The organism is Kitasatospora sp. NPDC088783 (genome assembly GCF_044750705.1).
Classification (GTDB): Bacteria; Actinomycetota; Actinomycetes; order Streptomycetales; family Streptomycetaceae; genus Kitasatospora; species Kitasatospora fiedleri.
In genome coordinates this window covers 215,683-237,946 of record NZ_JBIVKJ010000005.1, presented here as the reverse complement: position 1 = coordinate 237,946, position 22,264 = coordinate 215,683, and the positions used below count along the sequence as shown (strand labels likewise).

At 74.7% G+C, this 22,264-nt stretch carries 20 protein-coding genes and 1 pseudogene; 9 read left to right on the top strand and 12 right to left on the bottom strand.

The features are described 5' to 3' along the window. Positions 1-176: 176 nt before the first annotated feature. The 5 genes from ACIP60_RS16910 to ACIP60_RS16890 all read right to left on the bottom strand — a co-directional run bounded on the left by ACIP60_RS16910 (position 177) and on the right by ACIP60_RS16890 (position 3,704). Positions 177-704 (bottom strand): hypothetical protein, encoded by a 528-nt coding sequence (locus ACIP60_RS16910; RefSeq protein ID WP_400684735.1) that lies wholly within the window; start codon positions 702-704, stop codon positions 177-179. Between the two features lie 85 nt (positions 705-789). Further along, positions 790-1,416 carry a TetR/AcrR family transcriptional regulator gene (locus tag ACIP60_RS16905; RefSeq protein WP_400684732.1) on the bottom strand — a complete coding sequence of 209 codons (627 nt, stop codon included), beginning with the start codon at positions 1,414-1,416 and terminating at the stop codon, positions 790-792. A 124-nt stretch (positions 1,417-1,540) separates the two neighbouring features. Next, positions 1,541-2,662 (bottom strand): NADAR domain-containing protein, encoded by a 1,122-nt coding sequence (locus tag ACIP60_RS16900; RefSeq protein WP_400684729.1) that lies wholly within the window; start codon positions 2,660-2,662, stop codon positions 1,541-1,543. Between the two features lie 243 nt (positions 2,663-2,905). Beyond that, complete coding sequence (locus ACIP60_RS16895; protein WP_400684726.1) at positions 2,906-3,283, bottom strand: hypothetical protein; 378 nt, start codon at positions 3,281-3,283, stop codon at positions 2,906-2,908. Between the two features lie 28 nt (positions 3,284-3,311). Then, the gene (locus ACIP60_RS16890) at positions 3,312-3,704 is read right to left on the bottom strand and encodes a copper chaperone PCu(A)C (RefSeq protein ID WP_400684724.1); all 393 of its coding nucleotides are present in this window, start codon (positions 3,702-3,704) and stop codon (positions 3,312-3,314) included. An 810-nt stretch (positions 3,705-4,514) separates the two neighbouring features. Here ACIP60_RS16890 and ACIP60_RS16885 point away from each other — a divergent pair. The 3 genes from ACIP60_RS16885 (at position 4,515) to ACIP60_RS16875 (ending at position 9,305) form a co-directional block, all read left to right on the top strand. Next, positions 4,515-5,465, top strand: a complete 951-nt coding sequence (locus ACIP60_RS16885) for a beta-ketoacyl-ACP synthase III (RefSeq protein WP_400684721.1) — start codon at positions 4,515-4,517, stop codon at positions 5,463-5,465. A 338-nt stretch (positions 5,466-5,803) separates the two neighbouring features. Then, positions 5,804-8,296, top strand: coding sequence for a DEAD/DEAH box helicase (locus ACIP60_RS16880; RefSeq protein WP_400685370.1), 2,493 nt, complete (start codon positions 5,804-5,806; stop codon positions 8,294-8,296). A gap of 112 nt (positions 8,297-8,408) precedes the next feature. Further along, entirely contained in the window at positions 8,409-9,305 is an 897-nt protein-coding gene (locus ACIP60_RS16875; protein WP_400684718.1) for an aminoglycoside phosphotransferase family protein, read from the top strand. A gap of 102 nt (positions 9,306-9,407) precedes the next feature. On the opposite strand, the gene ACIP60_RS16870 is transcribed toward ACIP60_RS16875, so the two are convergent. Together ACIP60_RS16870 and ACIP60_RS16865 are read right to left on the bottom strand one after the other, a co-directional pair. Next, positions 9,408-9,836, bottom strand: coding sequence for a chemotaxis protein (locus tag ACIP60_RS16870; RefSeq protein ID WP_400685367.1), 429 nt, complete (start codon positions 9,834-9,836; stop codon positions 9,408-9,410). Between the two features lie 127 nt (positions 9,837-9,963). Then, positions 9,964-10,500 carry a TetR-like C-terminal domain-containing protein gene (locus ACIP60_RS16865; RefSeq protein WP_100840530.1) on the bottom strand — a complete coding sequence of 179 codons (537 nt, stop codon included), beginning with the start codon at positions 10,498-10,500 and terminating at the stop codon, positions 9,964-9,966. 296 nt (positions 10,501-10,796) lie between these two features. Here ACIP60_RS16865 and ACIP60_RS16860 point away from each other — a divergent pair, with 296 nt between their 5' ends. Continuing rightward, a complete protein-coding gene (locus ACIP60_RS16860) occupies positions 10,797-11,807 on the top strand; it encodes a zinc-binding dehydrogenase (RefSeq protein WP_400684715.1) in 1,011 nt (336 codons plus the stop codon). Positions 11,808-11,853: 46 nt separating this feature from the next. Here ACIP60_RS16860 and ACIP60_RS16855 read toward each other — a convergent pair whose 3' ends face one another. Beyond that, a complete protein-coding gene (locus ACIP60_RS16855) occupies positions 11,854-12,255 on the bottom strand; it encodes a winged helix-turn-helix transcriptional regulator (RefSeq protein ID WP_400684712.1) in 402 nt (133 codons plus the stop codon). A 101-nt stretch (positions 12,256-12,356) separates the two neighbouring features. Between ACIP60_RS16855 and ACIP60_RS16850 the strand changes: the two genes are divergently transcribed. Next, the gene (locus tag ACIP60_RS16850; RefSeq protein WP_400684709.1) at positions 12,357-13,220 is read left to right on the top strand and encodes an alpha/beta fold hydrolase; all 864 of its coding nucleotides are present in this window, start codon (positions 12,357-12,359) and stop codon (positions 13,218-13,220) included. A gap of 25 nt (positions 13,221-13,245) precedes the next feature. Here ACIP60_RS16850 and ACIP60_RS16845 read toward each other — a convergent pair whose 3' ends face one another. Beyond that, positions 13,246-14,463 (bottom strand): MFS transporter, encoded by a 1,218-nt coding sequence (locus ACIP60_RS16845; RefSeq protein ID WP_400684707.1) that lies wholly within the window; start codon positions 14,461-14,463, stop codon positions 13,246-13,248. Positions 14,464-14,623: 160 nt separating this feature from the next. Here ACIP60_RS16845 and ACIP60_RS16840 point away from each other — a divergent pair, with 160 nt between their 5' ends. From ACIP60_RS16840 to ACIP60_RS16830, 3 genes and pseudogenes are all read left to right on the top strand, one after another. After that, positions 14,624-15,607, top strand: coding sequence for a DUF5937 family protein (locus ACIP60_RS16840; RefSeq protein WP_400684705.1), 984 nt, complete (start codon positions 14,624-14,626; stop codon positions 15,605-15,607). A gap of 173 nt (positions 15,608-15,780) precedes the next feature. Beyond that, positions 15,781-18,174: pseudogene (locus ACIP60_RS16835) on the top strand (discoidin domain-containing protein); the annotation flags it as partial. After that, on the top strand, positions 18,169-18,681 hold the full coding sequence (locus ACIP60_RS16830) for a discoidin domain-containing protein (protein ID WP_400685363.1): 513 nt from the start codon (positions 18,169-18,171) through the stop codon (positions 18,679-18,681). The pseudogene ACIP60_RS16835 and the gene ACIP60_RS16830, both read left to right, overlap by 6 nt. Positions 18,682-19,071: 390 nt before the next feature. On the opposite strand, the gene ACIP60_RS16825 is transcribed toward ACIP60_RS16830, so the two are convergent. Continuing rightward, positions 19,072-19,368 (bottom strand): DoxX family protein, encoded by a 297-nt coding sequence (locus ACIP60_RS16825; RefSeq protein WP_400684702.1) that lies wholly within the window; start codon positions 19,366-19,368, stop codon positions 19,072-19,074. Positions 19,369-19,609: 241 nt separating this feature from the next. Here ACIP60_RS16825 and ACIP60_RS16820 point away from each other — a divergent pair, with 241 nt between their 5' ends. Further along, positions 19,610-20,353: a maleylpyruvate isomerase N-terminal domain-containing protein gene (locus ACIP60_RS16820; protein ID WP_400684700.1), complete on the top strand. Its 744-nt coding sequence runs from the start codon at positions 19,610-19,612 to the stop codon at positions 20,351-20,353. Positions 20,354-20,566: 213 nt separating this feature from the next. On the opposite strand, the gene ACIP60_RS16815 is transcribed toward ACIP60_RS16820, so the two are convergent. Both ACIP60_RS16815 and ACIP60_RS16810 read right to left on the bottom strand, forming a co-directional pair. Next, positions 20,567-21,226 (bottom strand): PadR family transcriptional regulator, encoded by a 660-nt coding sequence (locus tag ACIP60_RS16815; RefSeq protein ID WP_400684698.1) that lies wholly within the window; start codon positions 21,224-21,226, stop codon positions 20,567-20,569. A 51-nt stretch (positions 21,227-21,277) separates the two neighbouring features. Then, positions 21,278-22,255, bottom strand: a complete 978-nt coding sequence (locus ACIP60_RS16810) for a formylglycine-generating enzyme family protein (protein ID WP_400684695.1) — start codon at positions 22,253-22,255, stop codon at positions 21,278-21,280. Between the last annotated feature and the right edge of the window lie 9 nt (positions 22,256-22,264).

Genomic DNA, 22,264 nt, shown 5'->3' with positions numbered 1-22,264 from the left:
TGAGACTAGGAGCTGCGCGGCGAATGGGTGGGTGCCACGCGGGAGGAACCGGAAATTCGCCGCCCGGCGCTTTCCTTTGATTTTCCGCCTGTCATTTCATGCGCTTTTACGGGGTCCTGGTGTGCTGCCCGAACGCCCGCCACAGGGGTTTCCGGCGAGGGTTCCCGCCCGGGGCGTCAGCCCCACGGGGAGTCGCCCAGGCGGCGCCACCACCAGGGGGCGTCCGGCGGGGCGAACGGGTCGGGCAGCGTGCGGCGGCGGAACTCCGCGTCCAACGGGCGCAGCAGCCGGACGAGTTCGGCCCGGGAGCGGGGAGGCAGGTGCGGCAGCAGCGCCGCCAGGACGTCCCGGCAGTGGCGGGCGTCGTCGCGCGCGCAGCCCGGGCAGCAGGAGAACTCCGCCGCCCGGGGGTACCGCCACCGCCCGCCGGGGGCGCGCAGGAACGCGCGGTAGCGGCGCAGCGCCTCGCCAGTGGCCCCCGGCTCCACCCAGCGGTCGGGGCGCTGCCACTCGACCCGGCGGACGTCCCGGTCCGCGGCCGCGGACAGCCCCGGGACGTGCGGCGGCGGGGCCTCCGGGCGGCGGCTGGGTGCGGTGGCACGGGGTGCGGTGGCACGGGGTGCGGTAGCACGGGGTGCGGTAGCACGGGGTGCGGTGGCACGGGGTGCGGTGGCGCGCAGGGCGCCGGGCCGGTTACGCGGCACCGGCCTTTCGGCAGTCGGTCATGCCCGCATGATCCCCGCCCGCGCGGCCCGCTGCCACCCGTTTTCCGTCCACCCCGGCCGACGCTCAGCGGGCGGGCAGCGAGCGGTCGGCGGGCAGCAGCCGGTCCAGGGCGCGGCGGGTGCGGGTGGCGGCGAGCGGGTCGCGCAGGAGCTGGAGTGCCTGGTTGAGGGCCAGGTAGATGCCGGTCAGCTCGTGGACGACCTGCTCGGGGTCGGTGTCCGAGGGGAGGTCCCCGGCCTCGACGGCGAGCCGGACCTCGCCGGCCAGGCGGCGGCGCCAGACCAGCAGCAGGCGGGCGACGTTGCGGCGGACCGGGCCGTCGTGCGCGTCGAACTCGACGGCCGCGGTGGTGAACAGGCAGCCGCCGGGGAACACCTCGCGGGCGTGCTCCAGGTAGTCGATCCAGCTCTGGCAGACCGCCCGCAGCCGGCGCAGGCCGGGCTCGGTGGCCGCCGCCGGGTCCCACACCAGCGCGGTGAACAGCGCGGAGGCCCGTTCCAGGGTCGCCAGTTGGAGGGCCTCCTTGGTGCCGAAGTGCCCGAGCACCCCGGCCTTGGACAGCCCGAGGTCGGCGGCCAGCCGCCCGATGGTCAGCCCCTCCAGCCCGTCGACCGAGGCGAGGGCGACACTGCGGTCGATGATCCGGGCCCTGGTCCGGCGGGCCTCGACCACCGTGCTGCGCGGGCTCATCCGGTCCTCCTCCGCGATCCGTCCGTCCATCCGTCCGCCCGGACGCGTCCCGTCCTACCCCCGGCCCCGGAATCCTACGACGTGCGACGATGCGCCGACCGCAGCCCGACCCGGCCCGCTCGGGTCAGGCCCCGGGAATCCCGGCGCGCCGGGCGTGCAGTTCGGAGCGGACGAGTTCGAGGAGGCGTCCCGACCAGTTACGGCCCCGGCCGGCGTTGTCGCCCCAGAAACCCGAGTTCATGTCGTCGTAGATCAGGGTGGCGTCGTCCGTCGCCAGCAGGACCTCGGCCAGTTCGGGGTGCTGGTCGTACTTGGCGCGCAGCAGCGCGGTCATGACGGCGGTCCGGGCGTGTTCCCAGCCCTCGCGGCGGGGGGCCTCGGCCGCGAGCGTGCGTGCCGCGGAGGCGGTCTGCGCCGCCGCGATCGCGTCCCGGGCCCCGGGGTCGGCGACCGACAGGGCCCAGTAGGCGCGGGCGACGGAGGGGTAGTCGGCGTCGGCGACCGTGATCGGGGCGGGGTAGTCGTGGCGCAGGCCGATCTTGCCGGGATCGGCCACCGGCTCGGTCCGGTACGTGTGGTGGAGCTGGACGGCCGGTGCGTGCGGGGTCACCGGCCCGTCCGCCGGGACGCGGGTGGACCGCTCGGCCCTCCACCGGGCCCGCTCCTCGAAGTACCCGAGGGCGCCGTCGTAGTCCTCCTGCGTGACCGTCCCGTCGAACGGCAGGTAGGTCCGGCCGCCGGGCCCCGCCACCAGGACCCGCAGTGGCCAGTCCTTGCTGTCCATGTCGCCCAGCGCGTAGCGGCGCTGGATCTCCGGGACCGCGAGGAACGCGGCGCGGGCCGCGGCCCGGTTCTCCTCGGTCCGGTCGGCGAGGAAGACGTCGACGGCGGCCAGGCAGCGGCCGGTCGAATCGGGGCGGCCGTTCAACAGGTCGATGGTGTCGCGGACTTCGGCGACCAGCAGATCGGGCGTGATCCAGCTCTCCGGCTCGCTGAACTTCCAGTCCGCCAGCTCGTGCGCGGACGCCTCCCCGCCCTCGGGGAAGGTGGTGGCCACCCAGCCGGTGCGCAGCTTCTCCTCGAACTCCTCGACGGTGACCAGGCCCCAGCAGTCGATGAGCCCGTCCGCGTAGACGAACAGGTCGGTGAGGAAGTAGTGGCCGCCGTTGCGGATGAAGGCGTGCCGCCAGGTTCCGGGTACGCGGACGCCGTCCGCCGTGCGATGGGTGATCCGGTTGCCGATCATCCTGGGATTGTGCCGCAGCGCCCGCCGCGCGGACCGTGATTTTCCTCCGGGGCGGCTGCCGGCGTCCCGACGACCGGGCTCCGCCGGGACGGATGCCGAGCGGCCGGGCCTCGCCGGGGCTCGCCGGACCTCGCCGGAGCTCGCACCCCCTGCCGCCTGCCGCGTCTTCGCCGACGCGGGCGGGACCCGTGGCCGGTGACGGGTCGACGGGTCCCGCGCTGCGCTGCCGGTAGGCGGGGGTGGCTACTTCTCGACGGTGATGTCGGCGAAGGTGATGGCGAAGGCGTCGGGATCGTCGTCCTCGTCGAGGTGGTAGGTGGCGCTGGCCCACGCGTCGGTGAGGCGGACGCGTCGGGCGGCGGGGTCGGCGGGGTCGCCCGCGATGAGGACGACGTCCTGGTGGGTGGTGGTGTCCTCGACGTCCTCGACCCACTGGGTGGTGGCCTCGTGGCGGTCGTCGCCGCGGGTGAGGACCACGCTGCCCCACAGCGGGACGGGTGCCCGGTAGTCGCCGGAGAGGTAGGTGTCGAGGTCGACGGCGGTGTTGATGAGTTCGAGCTGGGCGACGGAGTCGAGCGCTTCGGTGCGGTTGCCGCCGAGGTCGAGGTGGAAGGTGGTCATGTCCGGATCTCCTGGGGGCGCGGGCGGTTCAGTACAGCTCGGGGGAGGTGCGCACGGGGATGCGGACCTTGAAGACCTTGCCGTCGCCCAGGAAGAAGACGACCCGGGCGTTGTCGCCGGGGGTGATCAGGCGGGTCGGCTTCTCCAGCATGAGGTGGTGCTCGCCCGGGACGAAGGCGAACCCTCGGGGGGTGACGGTGACCTTGTCCAGCTTGATCATCTTCGGGTGCTCGGAGTCGGCGACGCTCTGGTAGATGGTGATGCGCTGGTAGTCCGGGCTGGTGACCTTGGTGATGTCCACGGCCGTGCCGGAGGAGTTGTCCAGCGTGAGGTAGCCGGCCGCCGGCAGGGCGTTGGGCAGCCAGCGGATCCAGGCGGACTTGTCCCGGACCGTGATGTCGGTGGTGACCGGAATCTTCATGACGTGCAACTCCTCGTCGGAGGGCCGACGATCGGCCCCGCACCCCCAGCACACCCAGCGACCGCCCGGCTGCACAAGGTGATCCCGGAGAAGATCACCCGAACCGGTGCCCGGCCCCTCCCCTGCCGTCCGGCCCTTCCCCCGTCCTCCCCGCATGACGCGCCCGGATCCACCGCGCCCGACCGAGAACCCGAGCGAGAACACGCAGGGAACGTCCGTCCCGGCACACCGGGGAAGCCCACGGGACCGGACAGCGAGCCGGAGCCGGGACGCCCCCATCGCCGTCCCCGGCCCGCCGAGCGCAGCCGGGGCCACCGGCGCCGCCGGAAAGTCCACCGTCGGAACCGCTGAGGGCGTCGATCCGCCCGTCCCACGCCCCGCCCCCTCCGGGCAAGGGTCCTCCCCGTCGTCGGGCCGGTCGATGCCGGCGGCGGCCAGGACCGGCAGCGCCGCGTAGCCGGCCGGGAAGACCGCGCCCTGGTGACACAGGGCGGACCACCACTCGTTCCAGCAGGAATCTCCGGAAGATCCAGCGGGGCACGCCGTCAGCGGCGAAGCGACGGGCGACGGGCGACGGGCGAACGCAGTTCCGGTCGAGGGTGGCCAGGACGGTGCCGTCCGGCAGTTCCTCGACGGCGCGGGCGTGGCCGGCCGGGTCTCCCGGTCCGGACTTCGGGACGGAGAGCGTCGGACGGACTCCGTCGGGTGTCCGTTCTGCGGGCGGCGTTTAGCTTCCGATCGGTCGGTTGCTATATTCCAGGCCGTTGCCCCGGCGTCGGCCGGGGGCCGCCCGTGGAGAAGGGGACCGCCATGCCCGGAGTCCGGATAGCCGCTCTCGGCCACCACCAGCCCAGCCGGGTGCTGACCAACGACGAGTTGGCGACGATGGTGGACACCAATGACGAGTGGATCCGGCGGCGGACCGGGATCGTGACCCGGCGGATCGCGGGGCCGCAGGAGTCGGTGACCGATCTGGCGGCGGGGGCGGCGGCGAAGGCGCTGGCGGCCTCGGGGCTGGACCCGGCGGAGATCGGGCAGGTCACGGTGGCCACCTGCAGTGCGGTGGACCGCTGCCCGTCGATCGCGGCGCAGGTGGCGGGTCGGCTGGGCATTCCGTCCGCCGTCGCGTTCGACCTGAACAACGGGTGTGCGGGGTTCTGCACCTCGCTGTCGGTGGCGAACCACTCGCTGCTGGCGGGCGGCGCCAAGCACGCGCTGGTGATCGGCGCGGAGAAGATGTCGGACCTGGTCGACTGGACGGACCGGCGCAGCTGCATCCTGCTGGGCGACGGCGCGGGCGCGGCGGTGCTGTCCGCGACCGACGGGGAGGGCAGCGCGATCGGCCCGGTGGTCTGGGGTTCGGACCCGTCGCGGGCGAGCGCGGTGCGGCTGCTGGACGAGTGGCACCCGCAGTTCGAGCAGGACGGCCAGGCGGTGTTCCGGTGGGCCACCACCGAGCTGCCCGCGCTGGCCGAACAGGCGTGCCGGGCGGCCGGGTTGAGCCCGGCGGAGCTGGACGGGGTGGTGACCCACCAGGCGAACCTGCGGATCATCGAGTCGCTGGTGCAGAAGCTGGGCCTGTCCGAGGACGCGGTGATCGCCCGGGACGTGGTGGACTCCGGCAACACCTCGGCGGCCTCCGTGCCGCTGGCGCTGGCGAAGCTGGTGGAGCGGGGCGAACTGCGTTCGGGCGCCCGGGTGCTGCTGTTCGCGTTCGGCGGCGGCCTGTCCTGGGCCGGCCAGGTGGTCACCTGCCCGTGACGGGCCGGGCCCGCGCCCGGGGCCGGCTCGGTCCCGTCCGGGAGGGTCTCAGCGGCGGGTGCGGGTGAGGGTGAGCGCGACCGTGTCGGGCGGCGGCGGGGAGTCCGGGTGGGGGTGATCCAGCCCGCGAAGCCGTCGTCCCCGGCGATCGGGCCGTAGTGCCGGCCCCGGTCGGGGGCGAGCGGCCCAGCCCTCCCCCGCTACTCGCTGTCACGGAACGGGCGCGCCGGGCGACCATCCGATCGTCCGGAGCGCGGCGGGGCGGGGTGGTGCGGGGGCGAGCTTTGCCCGCGGTGATCCCGGACGGGCAAGATAGCGGGGTGACCCTCCTGGACCTGATGCCGAAGCCCGCCACGCCCGACTCGCTGTTCGAGACCTTCGCCGAGTGGGCGTCGGAGCGCGGTATCACCCTCTACCCAGCCCAGGAGGAGGCGCTGATCGAGCTGGTCTCCGGGAACAACGTGATCCTGGCGACGCCGACCGGCTCCGGGAAGTCCCTGGTCGCGGCGGGCGCGCACTTCGCCGCGCTGGCCGAGGGCAAGCGGACGTTCTACACCGCGCCGATCAAGGCGCTGGTGTCGGAGAAGTTCTTCGACCTGTGCAAGGTCTTCGGCACCGAGCAGGTCGGCATGATGACCGGCGACGCCTCGGTGAACCCGACCGCGCCGATCATCTGCTGCACCGCCGAGGTGCTGGCCCAGATCGCCCTGCACGACGGCCCGCGCGCCGACATCGGCCAGGTCGTGATGGACGAGTTCCACTTCTACGCCGAGCCGGACCGCGGCTGGGCCTGGCAGATCCCGATCCTCGAACTCCCGCAGGTGCAGTTCCTGCTGATGTCGGCCACGCTCGGCGACGTCCGCCGCTTCGAGGAGGACCTGACCCGCCGCACCGGCCGCCCGACCACCGTGGTGCGCTCGGCGACCCGTCCGGTGCCGCTGTTCTACGAGTACCGGCGCACCAACCTGCACGACACCCTGGAGGAGCTGCTGACCACCGGGCAGGCGCCGGTGTACGTGGTGCACTTCACCCAGAAGGAGGCGGTGGAGCGGGCGCAGTCCCTGATGAGCATCAACATGTGCTCCAAGCAGGAGAAGGACGCGATCGCCGCCCTGATCGGCAACTTCCGCTTCACCACCAAGTTCGGCCGCAACCTGTCCCGGTACGTGCGGCACGGCATCGGCGTGCACCACGCCGGCATGCTGCCCAAGTACCGCCGCCTGGTGGAGCGGCTGGCGCAGGCCGGCCTGCTGAAGGTGATCTGCGGCACCGACACGCTCGGCGTGGGCGTCAACGTGCCGATCCGCACGGTGCTGTTCACCGCGCTGTCCAAGTACGACGGGCAGCGGGTGCGGATCCTGCGGGCCCGCGAGTTCCACCAGATCGCCGGGCGCGCGGGCCGGGCCGGGTTCGACACCGTCGGCCAGGTGGTGGCGCAGGCCCCCGAGCACGTGGTGGAGAACGACCGGGCGCTGGCCAAGGCCGGGGACGACCCGAAGAAGCGCAAGAAGGTGGTCCGCAAGAAGGCCCCGGACGGCTTCGTGTCCTGGACCGAGGAGACCTTCGAGCGCCTGATCGGGGCCGACCCGGAGCCGCTGGTCTCCCGGTTCAAGGTCAGCCACGCGATGCTGCTGTCGGTGATCGGCCGCCCGGGCAACGCGTTCGAGGCGATGCGCAAGCTGCTCACCGACAACCACGAGGACCGCGCCGCGCAGCGCCGCCACATCCGCACCGCGATCGCCATCTACCGCTCGCTGCGGGAGGGCGGCGTGGTCGAGCAGTTCGACGAGCCGGACGCCGAGGGCCGGATCGCCCGGCTGACCCTCGACCTGCAGGAGAACTTCGCGCTCAACCAGCCGCTGTCCACCTTCGCGCTGGCCGCCTTCGACCTGCTCGACCCGGAGTCGCCCTCGTACGCGCTGGACGTGGTCTCGGTCGTGGAGGCCACCCTCGACGACCCGCGGCAGATCCTCGCCTCGCAGGAGAACAAGGCGCGCGGCGAGGCCGTCGCGGAGATGAAGCGCGACGGGATCGAGTACGAGGAGCGGATGAACCGGCTCCAGGAGATCAGCTACCCGAAGCCGCTGGAGGAGCAGCTCGGCCACGCCTACGAGGTGTACCGCCGGGCCCACCCGTGGATCGGCGACCACCCGCTGCGGCCGAAGTCCGTGGTGCGCGACCTGTACGAACGCGCGATGACCTTCACCGACTACGTGGGCTTCTACGAGCTGGCCCGCACCGAGGGCATCGTGCTGCGCTACCTGGCGGGCGCGTTCAAGGCGCTGGAGCAGACCGTCCCGGACGACATCAAGACCGACGACCTCAAGGACGTCATCGCCTGGCTGGGCGAACTCGTCCGCCAGGTCGACTCCTCGCTGCTGGACGAGTGGGAGGCGCTCGCCAACCCGACCGAGCCGGAGGCCGCCGAGGTCCGCCTGGACGACAAGCCCGCCCCCGTCACGGCCAACGCCCGGGCCTTCCGCGTCCTGGTCCGCAACGAGCTCTTCCGCCGGGTCGAGCTGTGCGCCCTGGAGCAGTACGACGCGCTGGCCGAACTCGACGGCGAGGACGGCTGGAACGCCGACCGCTGGGCCGACGCGATGGACGGCTACTGGGAGGAGTACGACGACCTCTTCACCGGCCCGAACGCGCGCGGCCCCAAGATGCTGCTGATCGAGGAGGTCGAGGACGAGGGCCTGTGGCGCGTCCGCCAGATCTTCGACGACCCCAACGGCGACCACGACTGGGGCATCTCCGCCGAGGTCGACCTCTACGGCTCCGACGAGGAGGGCCGCGCCGTCGTCAAGATCACCTCGGTGGGCGCGCACTGACCCACCCGCCCCTCCCCCGGCCACCGAGCGGGACGGATCGCGCCCGTAGGATGCCCGGGACCGGGACCGGGATCTGACCCGACATCCGGATCGGTGGGCCGGGGAGGGCGCGGTGGAGGAGTTGGCTCGGGTCGGGCCGGAGGTGCGGGAGCGGTTCGTCGGGCGGTTCGGGGGCGGGGTGCTCGGGTGGTGCGACGCGCTGCCCGGACTGGTCGGGGAGTTGGCCGGGCGGTGGGGGCTGGAGCCGGTCGCGGCGGGGGGCGGGGGCACCTCGCGGGTGTTCCGCTGCGTGCGGCGCGGCGACGGGGCCCGGGTGTGGTTGAAGCTGACGCCCGATCCCTCGATCGCGGGCGAGGAGGCGGCGGCCCTGCGCGTCTGGGCGGGCAGGGCGTCGGTCGTCGCGCTGCTCGCGGCGGACACCGCCGCCGGGGCGCTGCTGCTGGCGGACGTCCGGCCCGGTACGCCGGTGCGGCAGCTCGGCTGGACCCTGCCCGGGGTCGCCTCCCTGCTGCGGGACCTGCGCTCCGCCGCCCGGCCCGCGGGAGGCTCCGGCCTGCGCCCGCTCGCGCACCGGATCGACTTCCTGTTCGACCTCGCCGAGCGCCGCGCGTCCGCCGCCGGGGCCGGGAGCGACCTGGCCGGGCCCCGGGCGGCGGCCCTGGCCCTCGCCGCCGACGGGCCGACCGGGCTGGTGCACGGCGACCTGCACCCGTCCAACGTGCTCTCCGGCCCCGGCGGGCGCCTGGTGGCGATCGACCCGCGACCGACCTGGGGCGACCCGGACTTCGACGCCGTGGACTGGGCCCTGGAGGGCGTCACCGACCTGGCCGCGCTACGGCGGCGGACCGACCGGCTGGCCGCGCTCGTCCCCGGCCTCTCCCCCGACCGCCTGCTGGCCTGGTGCCGCGCCCTGAGCGCCCTCACCGCCGTCCCCCGGACGCACGCGGGCCGGGGCGAGGACCCGGAGACGCGCTTCCTGGCCCGTCTGGCGGGCCTGCGCTCCGACTGACCCTCCGGCTCCGGTTCCCGGGACGGGCCCGGACCGCGCCGCACCCCAGCCGGGCCCTGCCGCTTCGACCGATCACCACCAGCTGACGTGCCGTCAACTCCCTTACCGGGGGTGGGATTCGACGGCGCGGGCGCAGACGGCGGGCGGGGTGCAGGTGGTGTCCGACCCGAGGTCGCAGTGGACGCCGCGGTGGACGCGGACCGCCTGGTCGGCGGCCATGCCGGTGGCGCGGTCGCCGCGGGCGCGGTCGCGGGCGGCGGCCTCGGCGGGGTCGCAGCGGACGGCGATCCGGAGGACGTCCGGGCCGTGCAGGGCTTCGCGCCGGCGCTGCGGGGAGGCGGGGCCGGAGAGGGACACGTCGTCGACGATGACCGGGGCGCCGGCCCGGGCGGTGGCGGCGGCGCCGGCCGTCCGGGCGGCCTCCAGCGCGCGGAAGGCGTCGCCGACCGGGACGGTGCCGTCGGTGGCGAAGCCGATGCCGTCGCCGCTCTCCCGCCGGGCCGGGGGCAGCGCGGCGGCCGGGCCGTCGATGCCGAAGGCCGGTCAGGGGCGCGGCAGTCGGGCCTGAAGGGCCCGCGCGAGGCTGGTCCTGCCGCTGCCGGAGCCGCCGTCGAGCACGGTCACCCGGGCCGTCGTCGGCCCACCGTGGCCGCCGGGCTCAGCGCGGGGCGAGGCCGTCCAGGACCAGGTCGACCAGGGCGGTGACGAAGGCGGGCGTGACGGGTTCGCCGAGCAGCAGGTGGCGGGCGAACAGCGGGCTCATCAGGGCCTCGACGGCGGCGCGGGGGTCGGCGTCGGGGCGGATCTCGCCGCGGGCGGCGGCCCGGCGCAGGAGCTGTTCGGCGCGGTCGAGGCGGTCGGCCCAGTAGGCGTCGCGTCCGCTGCGGGTCTCGGCGGTGGCGGGGGCGATGCTCAGGTGCAGCAGGGCCGGGCCCTCGGGGGTGTCGAGGAAGGCGCCGAGGGCGGTGAGCAGCCGGTGCAGGTCGGTGCGGAGGCTGCCGGTGTCGGGCAGCGGCATGGCCTGGTCGGTGTAGTCGGCGAGCGCTTCGCGCAGCAGGCGCTCCCGGGTGCCCCAGTTGCGGTACACCGAGGTCTCGTGCACCCCGGCGGCGGCGGCGACCGCCGCGACGCTGGCGGCCTCCAGGCCGCCCTCGGCGAGCAGGCGCACCGTCGCGTCGAGGACCGCCCGGCGCATCGCGGCACCGCGCCGGCGCAGCGGGGCGGTGCCGGCCACGGTCTGCGGCGCGGCGTCCGGCACTTCTTCCCCGGGCGGCTCTTCCCGAGGCGGCTCTCCCCCGGGCGGTTCCTCCCGGGACGGTTCTTTCGCGGGCACACCCGGAGCCTAACGCAAGCGACCTTGCGTTGCACCGGGCGGCGTCGTAGCCTCGACAACGCAAGTCACCTTGCGATAGTCCGGGCCGCAACCGGCCGGGCCGTCGCGAGCGGCAACGAGGCCGCCGACGGCTCGCCGACGGCCGGAGAGGATCGACCATGGCTGTGATGCGTGCCGTCCGTCTGCACGTTCCCACCCGCACCCTGAGCGTGGAGGAGGTGGAGCGTCCCGTTCCCGGCCCCGGCCAGGTGCTGGTCAAGGTGGAGGCGGCGGGCGTCTGCCTGTCCGACGTCCACCTGATCGACGGCTCGCTCACCCCGCTGTACCTGCCCGGCGAGAGCGTCACGCTGGGCCACGAGGTCGCGGGCACCGTCGCCGAGCCCGGCCCCGGGTCGGGTGCCTGGCAGGTCGGCGACCGGGTGGTGCTGCAGGCCGGCGAGAAGCGCGACGGGACCACCTGGACGCGCGGCGTGGACTACGACGGCGGCTGGGCCGAGTACGCGCTGGCCCGCACCGACACGCTGTTCCGGCTGCCCGACACGATCCCGTTCGAGCAGGGCTCGATCATCCCGGACGCGGTCTCCACCCCGTGGGGCGCCGTCACCACCACCGGCGGGGTGCGCCCCGCCGAGCCGGTCGGCGTCTGGGGCGTCGGCGGCCTGGGCGCGCACGGCGTGCAGCTGCTGCGCGCGATCGGCGCCAACCCGATCGTCGCCGTCGACCCCGCCCCGGCCGCCCGCGAACGCGCCCTCGCCTTCGGCGCGGACCTCGCCCTGGACTCCGCCGATCCCGAGCTCGCCGCGAAGATCGGCGCGGCCACCGGCGGCGCGGGCCTGTCCGCCGCGTTCGACTTCGCCGGCGTGCCCGCCGTCCGCGAGCAGGCGCTGAAGGTGCTGGGCGCGCACGGCCGCCTGGTCCTGGTCGGCCTCACCGACCAGCCCCTGACGGTCCGGGACAGCATCCGCTTCTCCTACCTCCAGCAGCGGATCCTCGGCCACTACGGCTCCGAGGAGAACGCCGTCCCCCAGCTCATCGCCCTCGCCGCGGGCGGCCGCCTCGACTTCTCCCGCTCCGTCAGCGAGGTCCTCCCGCTGGAACGGGCCGCCGAGGCCGTCGAGCGCCTGCACAGCAAGCAGGGCGACCCGATCCGCCTGATCCTCAAGCCCTGACCCCGGGTCGGCACCCCCGCCCCGCAGCAACCGGCTCGCCGACGGCTCACCCGTCGGCGAGCCGGTTGCTGCGGTCGATCTCCGGCATGTGCGTCTCGGCCCAGACCCGCAGGGCGGAGAGCGGCCCCTCGAGGGACAGGCCGAGTGCGGTGAGCCGGTAGTGGACGGCGGGCGGCACGGTGGGTTCCACCCGGCGCGCGACCAGGCCGTCGCGGACGAGGCCGCGCAGGGTGACGGACAGCATCTTCTGCGAGATGCCGGGGACGCGGCGCCGCAGTTCCGCGAAGCGCAGCTCGTCCGGCGCCTCCTCGGCCAGCACCTTGACCACCATCGAGGTCCACTTGGTGCCGATCCGGTCGAGCAGTCGGCGGGTCGGGCAGAGCGGGTCCAGCAGGTCGCCCCGCTCACCGGGCCGCCGACCGGGTCCATCGGACTCGGACGTGGTCACTCCGGGCTCACCACCTGAGGGAGAAGTGCCGTCTTGGAGGGGCCAGGATAGGTCCCTAGCGTGAGGTGGTCACCGTTCCCCACCCCACCTGGAGCCCCTCCGTGCCCGAACTGCGGCGCGTCCCCGTCAACGGCGTCGACCTGAACGTCGCACTCGCCGGGTCGGGCCCGGCCGTCCTGCTGCTGCACGGCTTCCCGCACACCTGGGAGCTGTGGACGGACGTCATGGCCGGCCTCTCCGACCGCCACCGCGTCATCGCGCCCGACCTGCGCGGGTTCGGCGCCAGCGGCGCGGCGGCCACCGGCTACGACGCCGGGACGCTGGCCGAGGACGCCGCGGCGCTGCTGGCCGCGCTCGGCGTCCCCTCGGCCGCGGTGGTGGGCATCGACGCGGGCGCCCCGCCGGCCTTCCTGCTCGCCCTGCGCCGCCCGGACCTCGTCCGGCGCCTGGCCGTCATGGAGTCCGTGCTGGGCGGGCTGCCCGGCGCCGAGGAGTTCCTGGCCGGCGGGCCGCCGTGGTGGTTCGGCTTCCACCGCGCCGCGTCCGGCCTGGCCGAGACCGTGCTGGAGGGCCACGAGGCCGCCTACGTCGACTGGTTCCTGGACGCCGGCACCCTCGGCGACGGGGTCCGCCCCGCCCTCCGGGACGCCTTCGTCCGCGCGTACACCGGCCGCCGGGCGCTGGGCCGCGCGTTCTCCTACTACCGGGCGCTGCCCGAGAGCGCGGCCCAGATCGAACGCGCGGTCGCCACCGCCCGCCTGACGGTGCCGACGATGGCGCTGGGCGCCCGGCCGGTCGGCGCGGCGCTGGAGCGCCAGCTCCGCCCGATCACCGACGACCTCACCGGGCACCTCATCGAGGACTGCGGCCACATCGTCCCGCTGCACCGGCCGCACGCCCTCCTCGCGCTGCTGCGCCCGTTCCTGGCCGACGGGGGCGGGGGCGGCGGCGCGGAAGCGACGTGAGTGACCGGAGCCGGGGAACGGAGCCTCAGGCCGCCGCCGCGGCCGTGGGGGACGCGGCGGCGGGGCGGGGCGGGCGGTGCCAGGTGGCGATCCAGAACGCGGTCAGGACGGCGGCCGCGCCCGCGATGGCCATCGCGGGGCCGGTGCCGGTGAAGGTGGCGACGGTGCCGAACAGGGCGGGGCCGACGCCCTGGAGGGTCATGGTGCCGGAGCCGAGCAGGGTGAACGCCTGGCCCTGGCCGTCCGCCGGGAGCACGTCCAGGAAGGAGCGCTGGAGGCCGAGCGCGTAGGCGAAGCCGGGACCGGCGGCCAGCAGGGCGGCGGCGCACAGCGGCAGGGGCACGGGCAGCGCGAAGACCAGCAGCGGCAGGCCCGTCAGCGCGGCCAGCGGCGCGACCAGCCGCTCCCGGGTGGCGGGGGCGGCGAACCGTCCGACCAGCAGGTCACCGAGCAGCATCCCGACCGGCAGGCAGGCCAGCAGGAACCCGTACCCGCCGGCCGGGAAGCCCCGGGCCCCGGCGTACGCGACGACCAGCGACTCGGCGCCGGTCACGGCGGCGGACGGCAGCCACTGGGCGAGCAGCAGACGGCGGACGGGGGTGCGGCGCAGCAGGTCGCCGTTGCCGCGCAGGCTCTGCCGGAGCACCGAGCCGGTGGCCCGCCGCAGGGGCGGCAGGTCGGGCAGCCGCAGCCGGATCGCGAGTGCGTCGGCGAGGTGCAGCCCGGCGGCGACCAGCAGGGCGCCGTGCGGGCCGAGCAGGGCGACCGCCACGCCGCCGCCGGCCAGGCCGAGCAACTGGGCGCCGGAGGAGGCGATCTGGGTCAGCGACCGGCCCAGCACGTAGGCGTCCCCGTGCAGGGTCTGCGCGACCAGGCGGCTGGAGGCGCCGTTGAACACGGGGGTGAGTACCGCGACCGCGCCGACCAGCAGCAGGCCGGCCGCGACCGGCATCCGCACCAGGGCGAGCAGGGCAGCGGCGGTGGCGTCCAGCAGGTACCCGGCCGTGATCAGCGGCCGGGGGCGCAGGCTGTCGGTGAGCGAGCCGAGCAGCATCGAGCCGAGCAGTTGCGGCAGGAACCCGATGCCGAAGGCGACGGCGCTCAGCAGCGCGGAGCCGGTGCCCGCGTAGATCAGCACGGCCAGGGTGGTGATCCGCAGCGAGTCCCCGACGATGCCGAGGGTGCGGGTGGTGAACAGCAGGCGGAAGCGCGGGTCGCCCAGTACCTCGCGGTAGGTCGTCATGCCGGTGAGCCTGGCGGCCGGGGGCCGGTGTGGGCGAGAGATTCGTCCCCGGACGTAGGGTCACGGGGACGGGCGGCGGACGGGCCGCGAGCGGGCAGCGGTCGGGCGGCCGTCAGGAAGCCGTCGGACGGCCCGGCGGGGAGGGTGGAGGGAGCGCCGGATGCTGAGGTTCGAGGTCGCCGCGGAGGACCTGGTGCGCAGCCGGTTCGCGCTCTCGCCCGCGTTCGAACTGGCCAATCTGCTGCGGCTGTTGGACCGGGGCGGGGAGCGGTCGCTGCCGCCGGGGTGGCGGGAGCGGCTGCGCCCGGCCTTCCTGCGGCTGCGGGCGGACCCGGCGGTGCGGGCCGCGCTGGCGCTGCACAACGAGAGGTTCGGGGCGGACTTCATCGCCATCCCGCCGCGCGGCATGGCGCAGACCTGGGCGGACGACCTGGCCGCGATCCTGGCCGCTCCGCCGGAGCCGGCCCGCGCCGAGATCGCCCGCTGCCTGGCGGCCCGCCCGGACACCGACGCTGCGGCCCGGGCGGTGCTGGCCGCGCCGGACGCCGTCCGGCAGGTCGCCGGGGCGCTCGACCGCGCCTGGCACGGTCTGCTGGCCCGGGACTGGCCGCAGCTGCGGGCCCTGTGCGAGCGCGACGTGGTGCACCGGGCGGGCGAGTTGGGCCGACGCGGCTGGGCGGCGGCGCTGGCCGGGCTGCACGAGAACGTCCGCTGGCGGGACGGCGGCATCGACGTCCCGCCGTTCGACGCCGCCACCACCTACTCGCTGCGCGGCGCGGGCCTGCTGCTGGTCCCCTCGGTGTTCGTCTGGCCGGGCGTCGCCGCGCACCACGACGAGCCGTGGCCGTGCACCCTGATCTACCCGGCCCGCGGCATCTCCGCGCTGTGGGAGCCGGGCGCCGCCGTCCCGCCCGACGCGCTGGCCGCCCTGCTCGGCCGCTCCCGCGCCCGCGTCCTGGCCGCCCTGGACACCCCCGCCAGCACCACCCAGCTCGCCCGCAGCCTGCACCAGTCCCCCGGCGCCGTCGCCGACCACCTCGCCGTGCTGCGCGCCGCGGGCCTGCTCTCCCGGGCCCGCGCGGGCCGCTCGGTGCTCTACCGGCGCACCCCGACGGGCGACGCCCTGATCGGGTCCGCGCCCTGAGCCGGATGCCCTGACATGGGCCCTACAGTTGGGTTCCACCGTCCCTTCACATCTGATCTTGCGTCAATCTGTATCTTTTTTGCGTTCACCCGTGGACTTCCTGCCGCACAGCGTCCTACGCTCGGCACGCCCGGCCACCACCCGGGCCTCCCCCGCAGGAAGCACGGTCATCCATGCTGAATCCCCCCACCCGCGCCAGACGGACCGTCGCGTCCCTGGCGACGCTCGCCCTGGGCGCCTCCGGCCTGCTGGCGGCGGCGTTCGTCAACGCCGGTACGGCCCACGCCGCCGCCGTCCCCGCGCTCTCCCCGCTGGCCGTCCCGAACCGCGGCGCGACCGTCCCGTTCATCGAGCAGGAGGCCGAGTACGCGGCCACCAACGGCACCGTGGTCGGGCCGGACCGGCTGTACGGCCACCTGCCCTCGGAAGCCTCCGGCCGGCAGGCCGTGACGCTGAACGCGGTCGGCCAGTACGTCGAGTTCACGCTCACCGCGCCCGCCAACTCGATCGACTTCCGCTACAGCCTGCCGGACTCCTCGGACGGCAAGGGCCGCGACGCCTCGATGGACCTGCTGGTCAACGGGCAGAAGCTGAAGAACGTCGACGTGACCTCCAAGTACAGCTGGTACTACGGCGGTTACCCGTTCAACAACAACCCGGGCGACACCAACCCGCACCACTTCTTCGACGAGACCCGCACCCTGCTGGGCAGCACCTACCCGGCCGGGACGAAGATCCGGCTGCAGGTGTCCTCCACCGCCCAGTCGCCGACCTTCACCATCGACCTGGCCGACTTCGAGAACGTCGGCGCGCCGATCGCCAAGCCCGCCAACGCGATCGACGTGGTCGCGGACTTCGGCGCCGACCCCACCGGCGCCACCGACTCCACCGCCAAGTTCCAGGCCGCGGTGAACGCCGGTGCGGCGCAGGGCCGGACGGTCTACATCCCGCAGGGCAACTTCACCCTGTACGACCACGTGATCGTGGACAAGGTGACGCTGGCCGGTGCGGGCCCCTGGTACAGCGTGCTGGGCGGGCGCGACCCGAACAACCGCAGCCACGCGGCCGGCATCTACGGCAAGTACGTCACCTCCGGCGGCCCGAGCCAGAACGTCACGCTCAAGGACTTCGCCATCATCGGCGACATCCGCGAGCGGGTCGACGAGGACCAGGTCAACGGCCTGGGCGGCGCGATGTCCAACTCCACGGTGGACAACCTGTGGATCCAGCACACCAAGGTCGGCGCCTGGATGGACGGTCCGATGGACCGGCTCACCATCAAGAACAGCCGCATCCTCGACCAGACCGCGGACGGCGTCAACTTCCACACCGGCGTGACCAACTCGACGGTCACCAACACCTTCGTGCGCAACACCGGTGACGACGGCCTGGCCTCCTGGCCGGAGCGGGTGGCGAACACCAACGACAGCTTCACCCACAACACGGTGGTGCTGCCGATCCTCGCCAACAACATCGTCACGTACGGCGGCAAGGACTTCACCATCTCGGACAACGTCATGTCCGACACCATCAGCAACGGCGGCGGCCTGCACATCGCCAACCGCTACCCGGGCGTCAACTCCGGCAGCGGCACCGCCGTCGCCGGCACCATCACCGCCGCCCGCAACACCCTGATCCGCACCGGAAACAGCGACTTCAACTGGCAGTTCGGCGTCGGCGCGATCTGGTTCGACGGCCTGAACGAGCCGATCACCGGCGCGACCATCAACATCACCGACACCGACATCCTGGACAGCTCCTACGAGGCGATCCAGACCATCGAGGGCGGTGTCACCGGCGTCAACCTGACCAACGTGAACATCGACGGCGCGGGCACCTACGCCATCCAGGCGCAGGCCAACGCCCAGATGAAGTTCACCAACGTCAAGGCCAAGAACATCGCGCAGTCCGCCACCCCGATCCACAACTGCGTGGGCACCGGCTTCCAGATCACCGACGGCGGCGGCAACTCCGGCATCACCGGCTCGACCTGCACCGGCCAGTGGCCCGCGCCGGTCTGGACGTACAACGGCGTCCCGGTCGGCGGCGGCAACGGCAGCTCCTCGCCGTCCCCGTCCCCGTCCACCTCGAACCCCTCCTCGCCGTCCCCGTCCCCGTCGCCCTCCACCTCCACCCCGCCGACCTGCCCGAGCGGCACCGGCAACCTGGCGCAGGGCCGTCCGGCCACCGCCTCCGGCACCAGCCAGACCTACGGCCCCGGCAACACCGTCGACGGTGACGCCAACACCTACTGGGAGAGCGCCAACAACGCCTTCCCGCAGTGGGTCCAGGTCGACCTGGGCTGCTCGCTGAGCCTGACCAAGGCCGTCCTCAAGCTCCCGCCGGCCAGCGCCTGGGCCTCCCGGACCCAGACCGTCACCGTCCAGGGCTCCACCGACGGCAGCACCTTCACCACCCTGGTGGGCTCGGCCGGCTACACCTTCGACCCGGCCACCGGCAACACCGTCACCATCAACCTCCCGGCCACGCCGACCCGTTACCTGCGCCTGAACGTCACCGGCAACACCGGCTGGCCCGCCGCGCAGCTCTCCGAGTTCCAGGTGTTCGGCGGCGGCAACGGCAGCTCCTCGCCGTCCTCCTCCCCGTCGTCCTCGCCGTCCTCGTCCCCCTCGGGGCCGACCTGCCCGACCGGCAGCGGCAACCTGGCGCAGGGCCGTCCGGCCACCGCCTCCGGCACCAGCCAGACCTACGGTCCGGGCAACGCGGTCGACGGTGACGCCAACTCGTACTGGGAGAGCGCCAACAACGCCTTCCCGCAGTGGATCCAGGTCGACCTGGGCTGCTCCCGCAGCCTGACCAAGGCCGTCCTGAAGCTGCCCCCGGCCAGCGCCTGGGCCTCCCGGACCCAGACCGTCACCGTCCAGGGCTCCACCAACGGCACCACCTTCACCACCCTGGTGGGCTCGGCCGGCTACACCTTCGACCCGGCCACCGGCAACACCGTCACCATCAACCTCCCGGCCACCTCGACCCGCTACCTGCGCCTGAACGTCACCGGCAACACCGGCTGGCCCGCCGCGCAGCTCTCCGAGTTCCAGGTGTTCGGGGCCTGATGCCCGAGGGGCGTCCGTCCCCGGACGGACGCCCCTCCCCGGCTGACGTCCGGCTTCCCACGGACACCAGCCGACCGGCCGACACCCGTCACCCGACGGGCGCCGGCCCCCCCGAGCCGGCACCGCCCGGGGCTCCGACGGGCGGGGAGCCTCCTCCGACCCCGGGCGGTGCCGCCCCCTCGATCCCGCCCGGCCAGCACGACCGGGCGGGATCGAACCATGTCGCGCCACCGCGCACCGCGTACCGCGCAGGCGGTGCCGAGGTCGGCGCGGGTCGGCACCGGGCGCTCGAACGGCCGCCGGGCGTCGGCGCGTTGCCACGGGCAGGCCGACGGGCGCGGGCAGGCGGACAGGCGCGAGCCGACGGCGGCAGGCGGTTCCCCGGCGCGCTCAGCCGAAGCCGAAGTGGCCGACCGAGGCCGCCGCCGACAGCAGGGACACCGCCGGGAACCCGAGGGCGTGGAGCACCCCCGCCCGTACGTGCGCCGCCACCGCGCCGACGGAGAACAGCACCGGCCCGACGGACGCCGCCGGACCGAGCGCCGCCAGGGTCCGCCCCGGCAGACCGGGCACCGCCGGACCGAGCCCGGCCGGGCCCCGCACCAGTTTCGCCACCACCGCCACGGCGTTCGCCGACGCGCAGCACACCGTGCCGACCAGCAGGACCCCCTCCACCGCGCCGCTCACCGCGCCCACCCGCCGCCGTGATCGCCCCCGGCGGCCGCCCGTACGCGCCGATCCGGCTGCGGATCGCGCACGGCCTGATCACCCGGATCGGCGTCACCGGGACCGGCGTCACCCCGCTCGGCCGCCTCGCCCTCGGGCCCGACGGGGAGCCCGGAGACGGGGAGCCAGGAGACGGAGGGCCCCGAGACGGGGGGTCGGCGGGCGCGGCCTCGTTGTCACCCGTCCGTGATAGGCAGTCAGGATGACTGTCCCACTTGCCTTTTCGGACCTGCTGGACCTCGTCGACGAACGCTCCGCCGCGCTGCGCAAGGCCGTCGCCGAGGCGCCCGACCTGACGGCCCGCGTCCCCAGTTGTCCCGACTGGGCGCTGTCGGACCTGCTCGGCCACATCACCGGCGTGCACCTGTTCTGGGCGGCGGCCGTGGCCGCGGGCCCCGGCTTCACCCCGCAGCGCCCCGAGCTGGAGACCGGCCTCCCGGCCGCCCGGGCCCTGGCCGACGCCGAGGCGGCGACCGCCGCCATGCTCGCGGCGCTCCGGGAGGCCGGTCCCGACCGCGCCTGCTGGACGTGGTGGCAGGGCAGCGACGTCCCCGGCGACAGCGGGGCGATCGCCCGCCACCAGGTGCAGGAGGCCGCCGTGCACGCCCACGACGCCCAACTCGCCCTCGGCGCGCCCCTCCCGCTGCCGGAGGCCGTCGCCCTGGACGGCCTGGCCGAGTTCCGCGACCTGTACTGGGCGATGTCCGCCCCGTGGCCGCACGCCCCCGCCGCCGTCCGGCTGCGCACCGCCGAGGGCCCCGAGCTGGCCCTCGACCTCGCCCCGGCGGAGGCCGCCCCCGGGCAGGACCCCGCCGTGCTGGAACTCGCCGGCACCGCGAGCGACCTGCTGCTCGCCCTGCACCGCCGCCGCCCGTCCGCCGATCTGCTCGCGACCGGCGACCCGGCCGTCCTGGAGCAGCTGCTGGCCTGGCCCCGGCTCGGCTGACCACCGCCCGGGCTCGGCGTCCCGGCGCTGCCCGCGCTCCCGGCGGCGGCCGCGGCCACGGCCGCGCCGGGACGGCCGGGACGCCGGCGGCGATCCGGAGGCCGGCGTCGTCACGGTCGGCCGTGGAGCGCACGGGCGCGCGGCACGTCGATCGCGCGGCCCGCGACGGGAAGCTCGCCGCCGTTCTCCGGCGGCACACCCGACGCCGGAGGGTCAGGGCGTGTCCGCAGGCCGTCCCCGGTAGGGGGTGCGGCTGGGCGGCAGGCCGGCCTGGAGTTCGAGGCGGGCGAGGGTGAGTTGCAGCCAGGCGATGTAGGAGGCCATGGCCCGGTAGCCGTGCTCGTGGGCGGCCAGGCGGACCGCGTTGGCCCACGCGGCGTCGACCAGGGAGCCGGCGGTGGCTTCCGCAGTGGCTCCGTCAGCGGCCCCGTGAGCGGCTCCGTCAGCGGCTTCGTCGGTGAGGAAGTCCATCCAGCCCGGTTCGCCGACATGCGCGAGCCGGTAGTCGAGCTCGGTGCGCAGCAGGTCGAGGGCGAACTCGGGTCCCAGTTGGCCGGCGAACAGGAAGCGCAGGCGGAAGTCGCTGTCGGTCATGCGGGGTGAGGGCTCGTAGGGTGAGCGGGCCCAGGCGAGCAGTTCCTGGCGGCCGGCTTCGGTGAGCCGGTAGACCTTGGCGTCGGGCCGGCCGGCGCGCGGGTCCAGCTCGAACGCGGCCCAGCCGTTGGCCACGAGCTTGGGCAGGGTGCGGTAGATCTGCGGCAGTTGGACCCCGTAGCCGAGGTACTTGCCCTTGCCCTCCATCCACTTGCGCATGTCGTAGCCGGAGAACGGGCGCACGGCCAGCAGGCCGAGGATGAGGTGTTCCAGGCGCATCGGTGAAGCGTTCCTCAGGGTGGGGTGGTGGCGTCGGCCCAAGGTAGCCGATCAGGCCGGGCCGGGAGCGGCCCGCACGACGCGGAAGCCGCAGTTGCCGGACGAGGACTCGGGGGTGTTGGCGGAGCGGGCCGCGAGGCGGTAGCGGTTGCAGTAGCTGCGGTGGCACAGGTGGGAGCCGCCGCGGGTGACCCGTGCGGTGCCGGTGCGCGGGCCGAGCGGGTCGTGCCGCGGCGAGCGGCGGTAGTAGGCGGGCGAGAACCAGTCGGCGCACCACTCCCAGACGTTCCCGGCGCTCTCGTACAGGCCGAAGTCGTTGGGCGGGAAGGAGCGCACCGGAGCGGTGGTCAGGTGGCCGTCGCGCAGCGTGTTGTGCGTGGGGAAGTCGCCGTGCCAGATGTTGCACCGGTCCTGGCCGTCCGGGGTGAGGTCGTCGCCCCAGGGGTAGCGGCGGCCCCGGTGGCCGCCGCGTGCCGCGTACTCCCATTCGGCCTCGGTGGGAAGCCGGGTGCCCGACCAGCGGCAGTAGGCGACGGCGTCGTGCCAGGAGACGTGCACGACGGGGTGGTCGGGCAGTTCCTGCCACGAGGAGAGCGGTCCGCCCGGGTGCGCCCAGTCGGCGCCCGCGACCTCCAGCCACCACGGGGTGCGCGGCGCCCTCCCCAGCACGTCGCGCGGACGGGCGCGCAGTGCCAGGTGGAAGACGGCGGAGGAGCCGTACCGCTCGGCGTCGGTGCGGTGGCCGGTGGCGGCGGCGAACGCGGCGAACTGGGCGTTGGTCACCGTGGTCGTCCCGATCGCGAAGGGTTCCAGAACGACGCGGTGCACCGGGCGTTCGCCGTCGTCCGGGTAGCCCTCGTCGAAGTGGTCGCCCATCCGGAACTCGCCGCCGGGCAGGTCGACGACTTCGGGTGCGGTGTGCGGCGCCCGCCGTCGGGGCGGGACCGGCGGCGGCGGTAGCAGCTCGACGGTGCCGGGCGCGCAGGCGTGGACACGGCCGGGGCGGCCCGGGGTGCAGCAGGTGTGCACGCTGACTCC

Coding starts and splice junctions, on each gene's coding strand:
- ACIP60_RS16885 (WP_400684721.1), top strand. CDS start 4,515: ATGCCCGGAGTCCGGATAGCCGCTCTCGGCCACCACCAGCCCAGCCGG.
- ACIP60_RS16905 (WP_400684732.1), bottom strand. CDS start 1,416: ATGAGCCCGCGCAGCACGGTGGTCGAGGCCCGCCGGACCAGGGCCCGG.
- ACIP60_RS16865 (WP_100840530.1), bottom strand. CDS start 10,500: ATGCGCCGGGCGGTCCTCGACGCGACGGTGCGCCTGCTCGCCGAGGGC.
- ACIP60_RS16845 (WP_400684707.1), bottom strand. CDS start 14,463: ATGACGACCTACCGCGAGGTACTGGGCGACCCGCGCTTCCGCCTGCTG.
- ACIP60_RS16895 (WP_400684726.1), bottom strand. CDS start 3,283: ATGACCACCTTCCACCTCGACCTCGGCGGCAACCGCACCGAAGCGCTC.
- ACIP60_RS16815 (WP_400684698.1), bottom strand. CDS start 21,226: ATGCGCCTGGAACACCTCATCCTCGGCCTGCTGGCCGTGCGCCCGTTC.
- ACIP60_RS16840 (WP_400684705.1), top strand. CDS start 14,624: ATGCTGAGGTTCGAGGTCGCCGCGGAGGACCTGGTGCGCAGCCGGTTC.
- ACIP60_RS16890 (WP_400684724.1), bottom strand. CDS start 3,704: ATGAAGATTCCGGTCACCACCGACATCACGGTCCGGGACAAGTCCGCC.
- ACIP60_RS16880 (WP_400685370.1), top strand. CDS start 5,804: ATGCCGAAGCCCGCCACGCCCGACTCGCTGTTCGAGACCTTCGCCGAG.
- ACIP60_RS16820 (WP_400684700.1), top strand. CDS start 19,610: ATGACTGTCCCACTTGCCTTTTCGGACCTGCTGGACCTCGTCGACGAA.
- ACIP60_RS16900 (WP_400684729.1), bottom strand. CDS start 2,662: ATGATCGGCAACCGGATCACCCATCGCACGGCGGACGGCGTCCGCGTA.
- ACIP60_RS16860 (WP_400684715.1), top strand. CDS start 10,797: ATGGCTGTGATGCGTGCCGTCCGTCTGCACGTTCCCACCCGCACCCTG.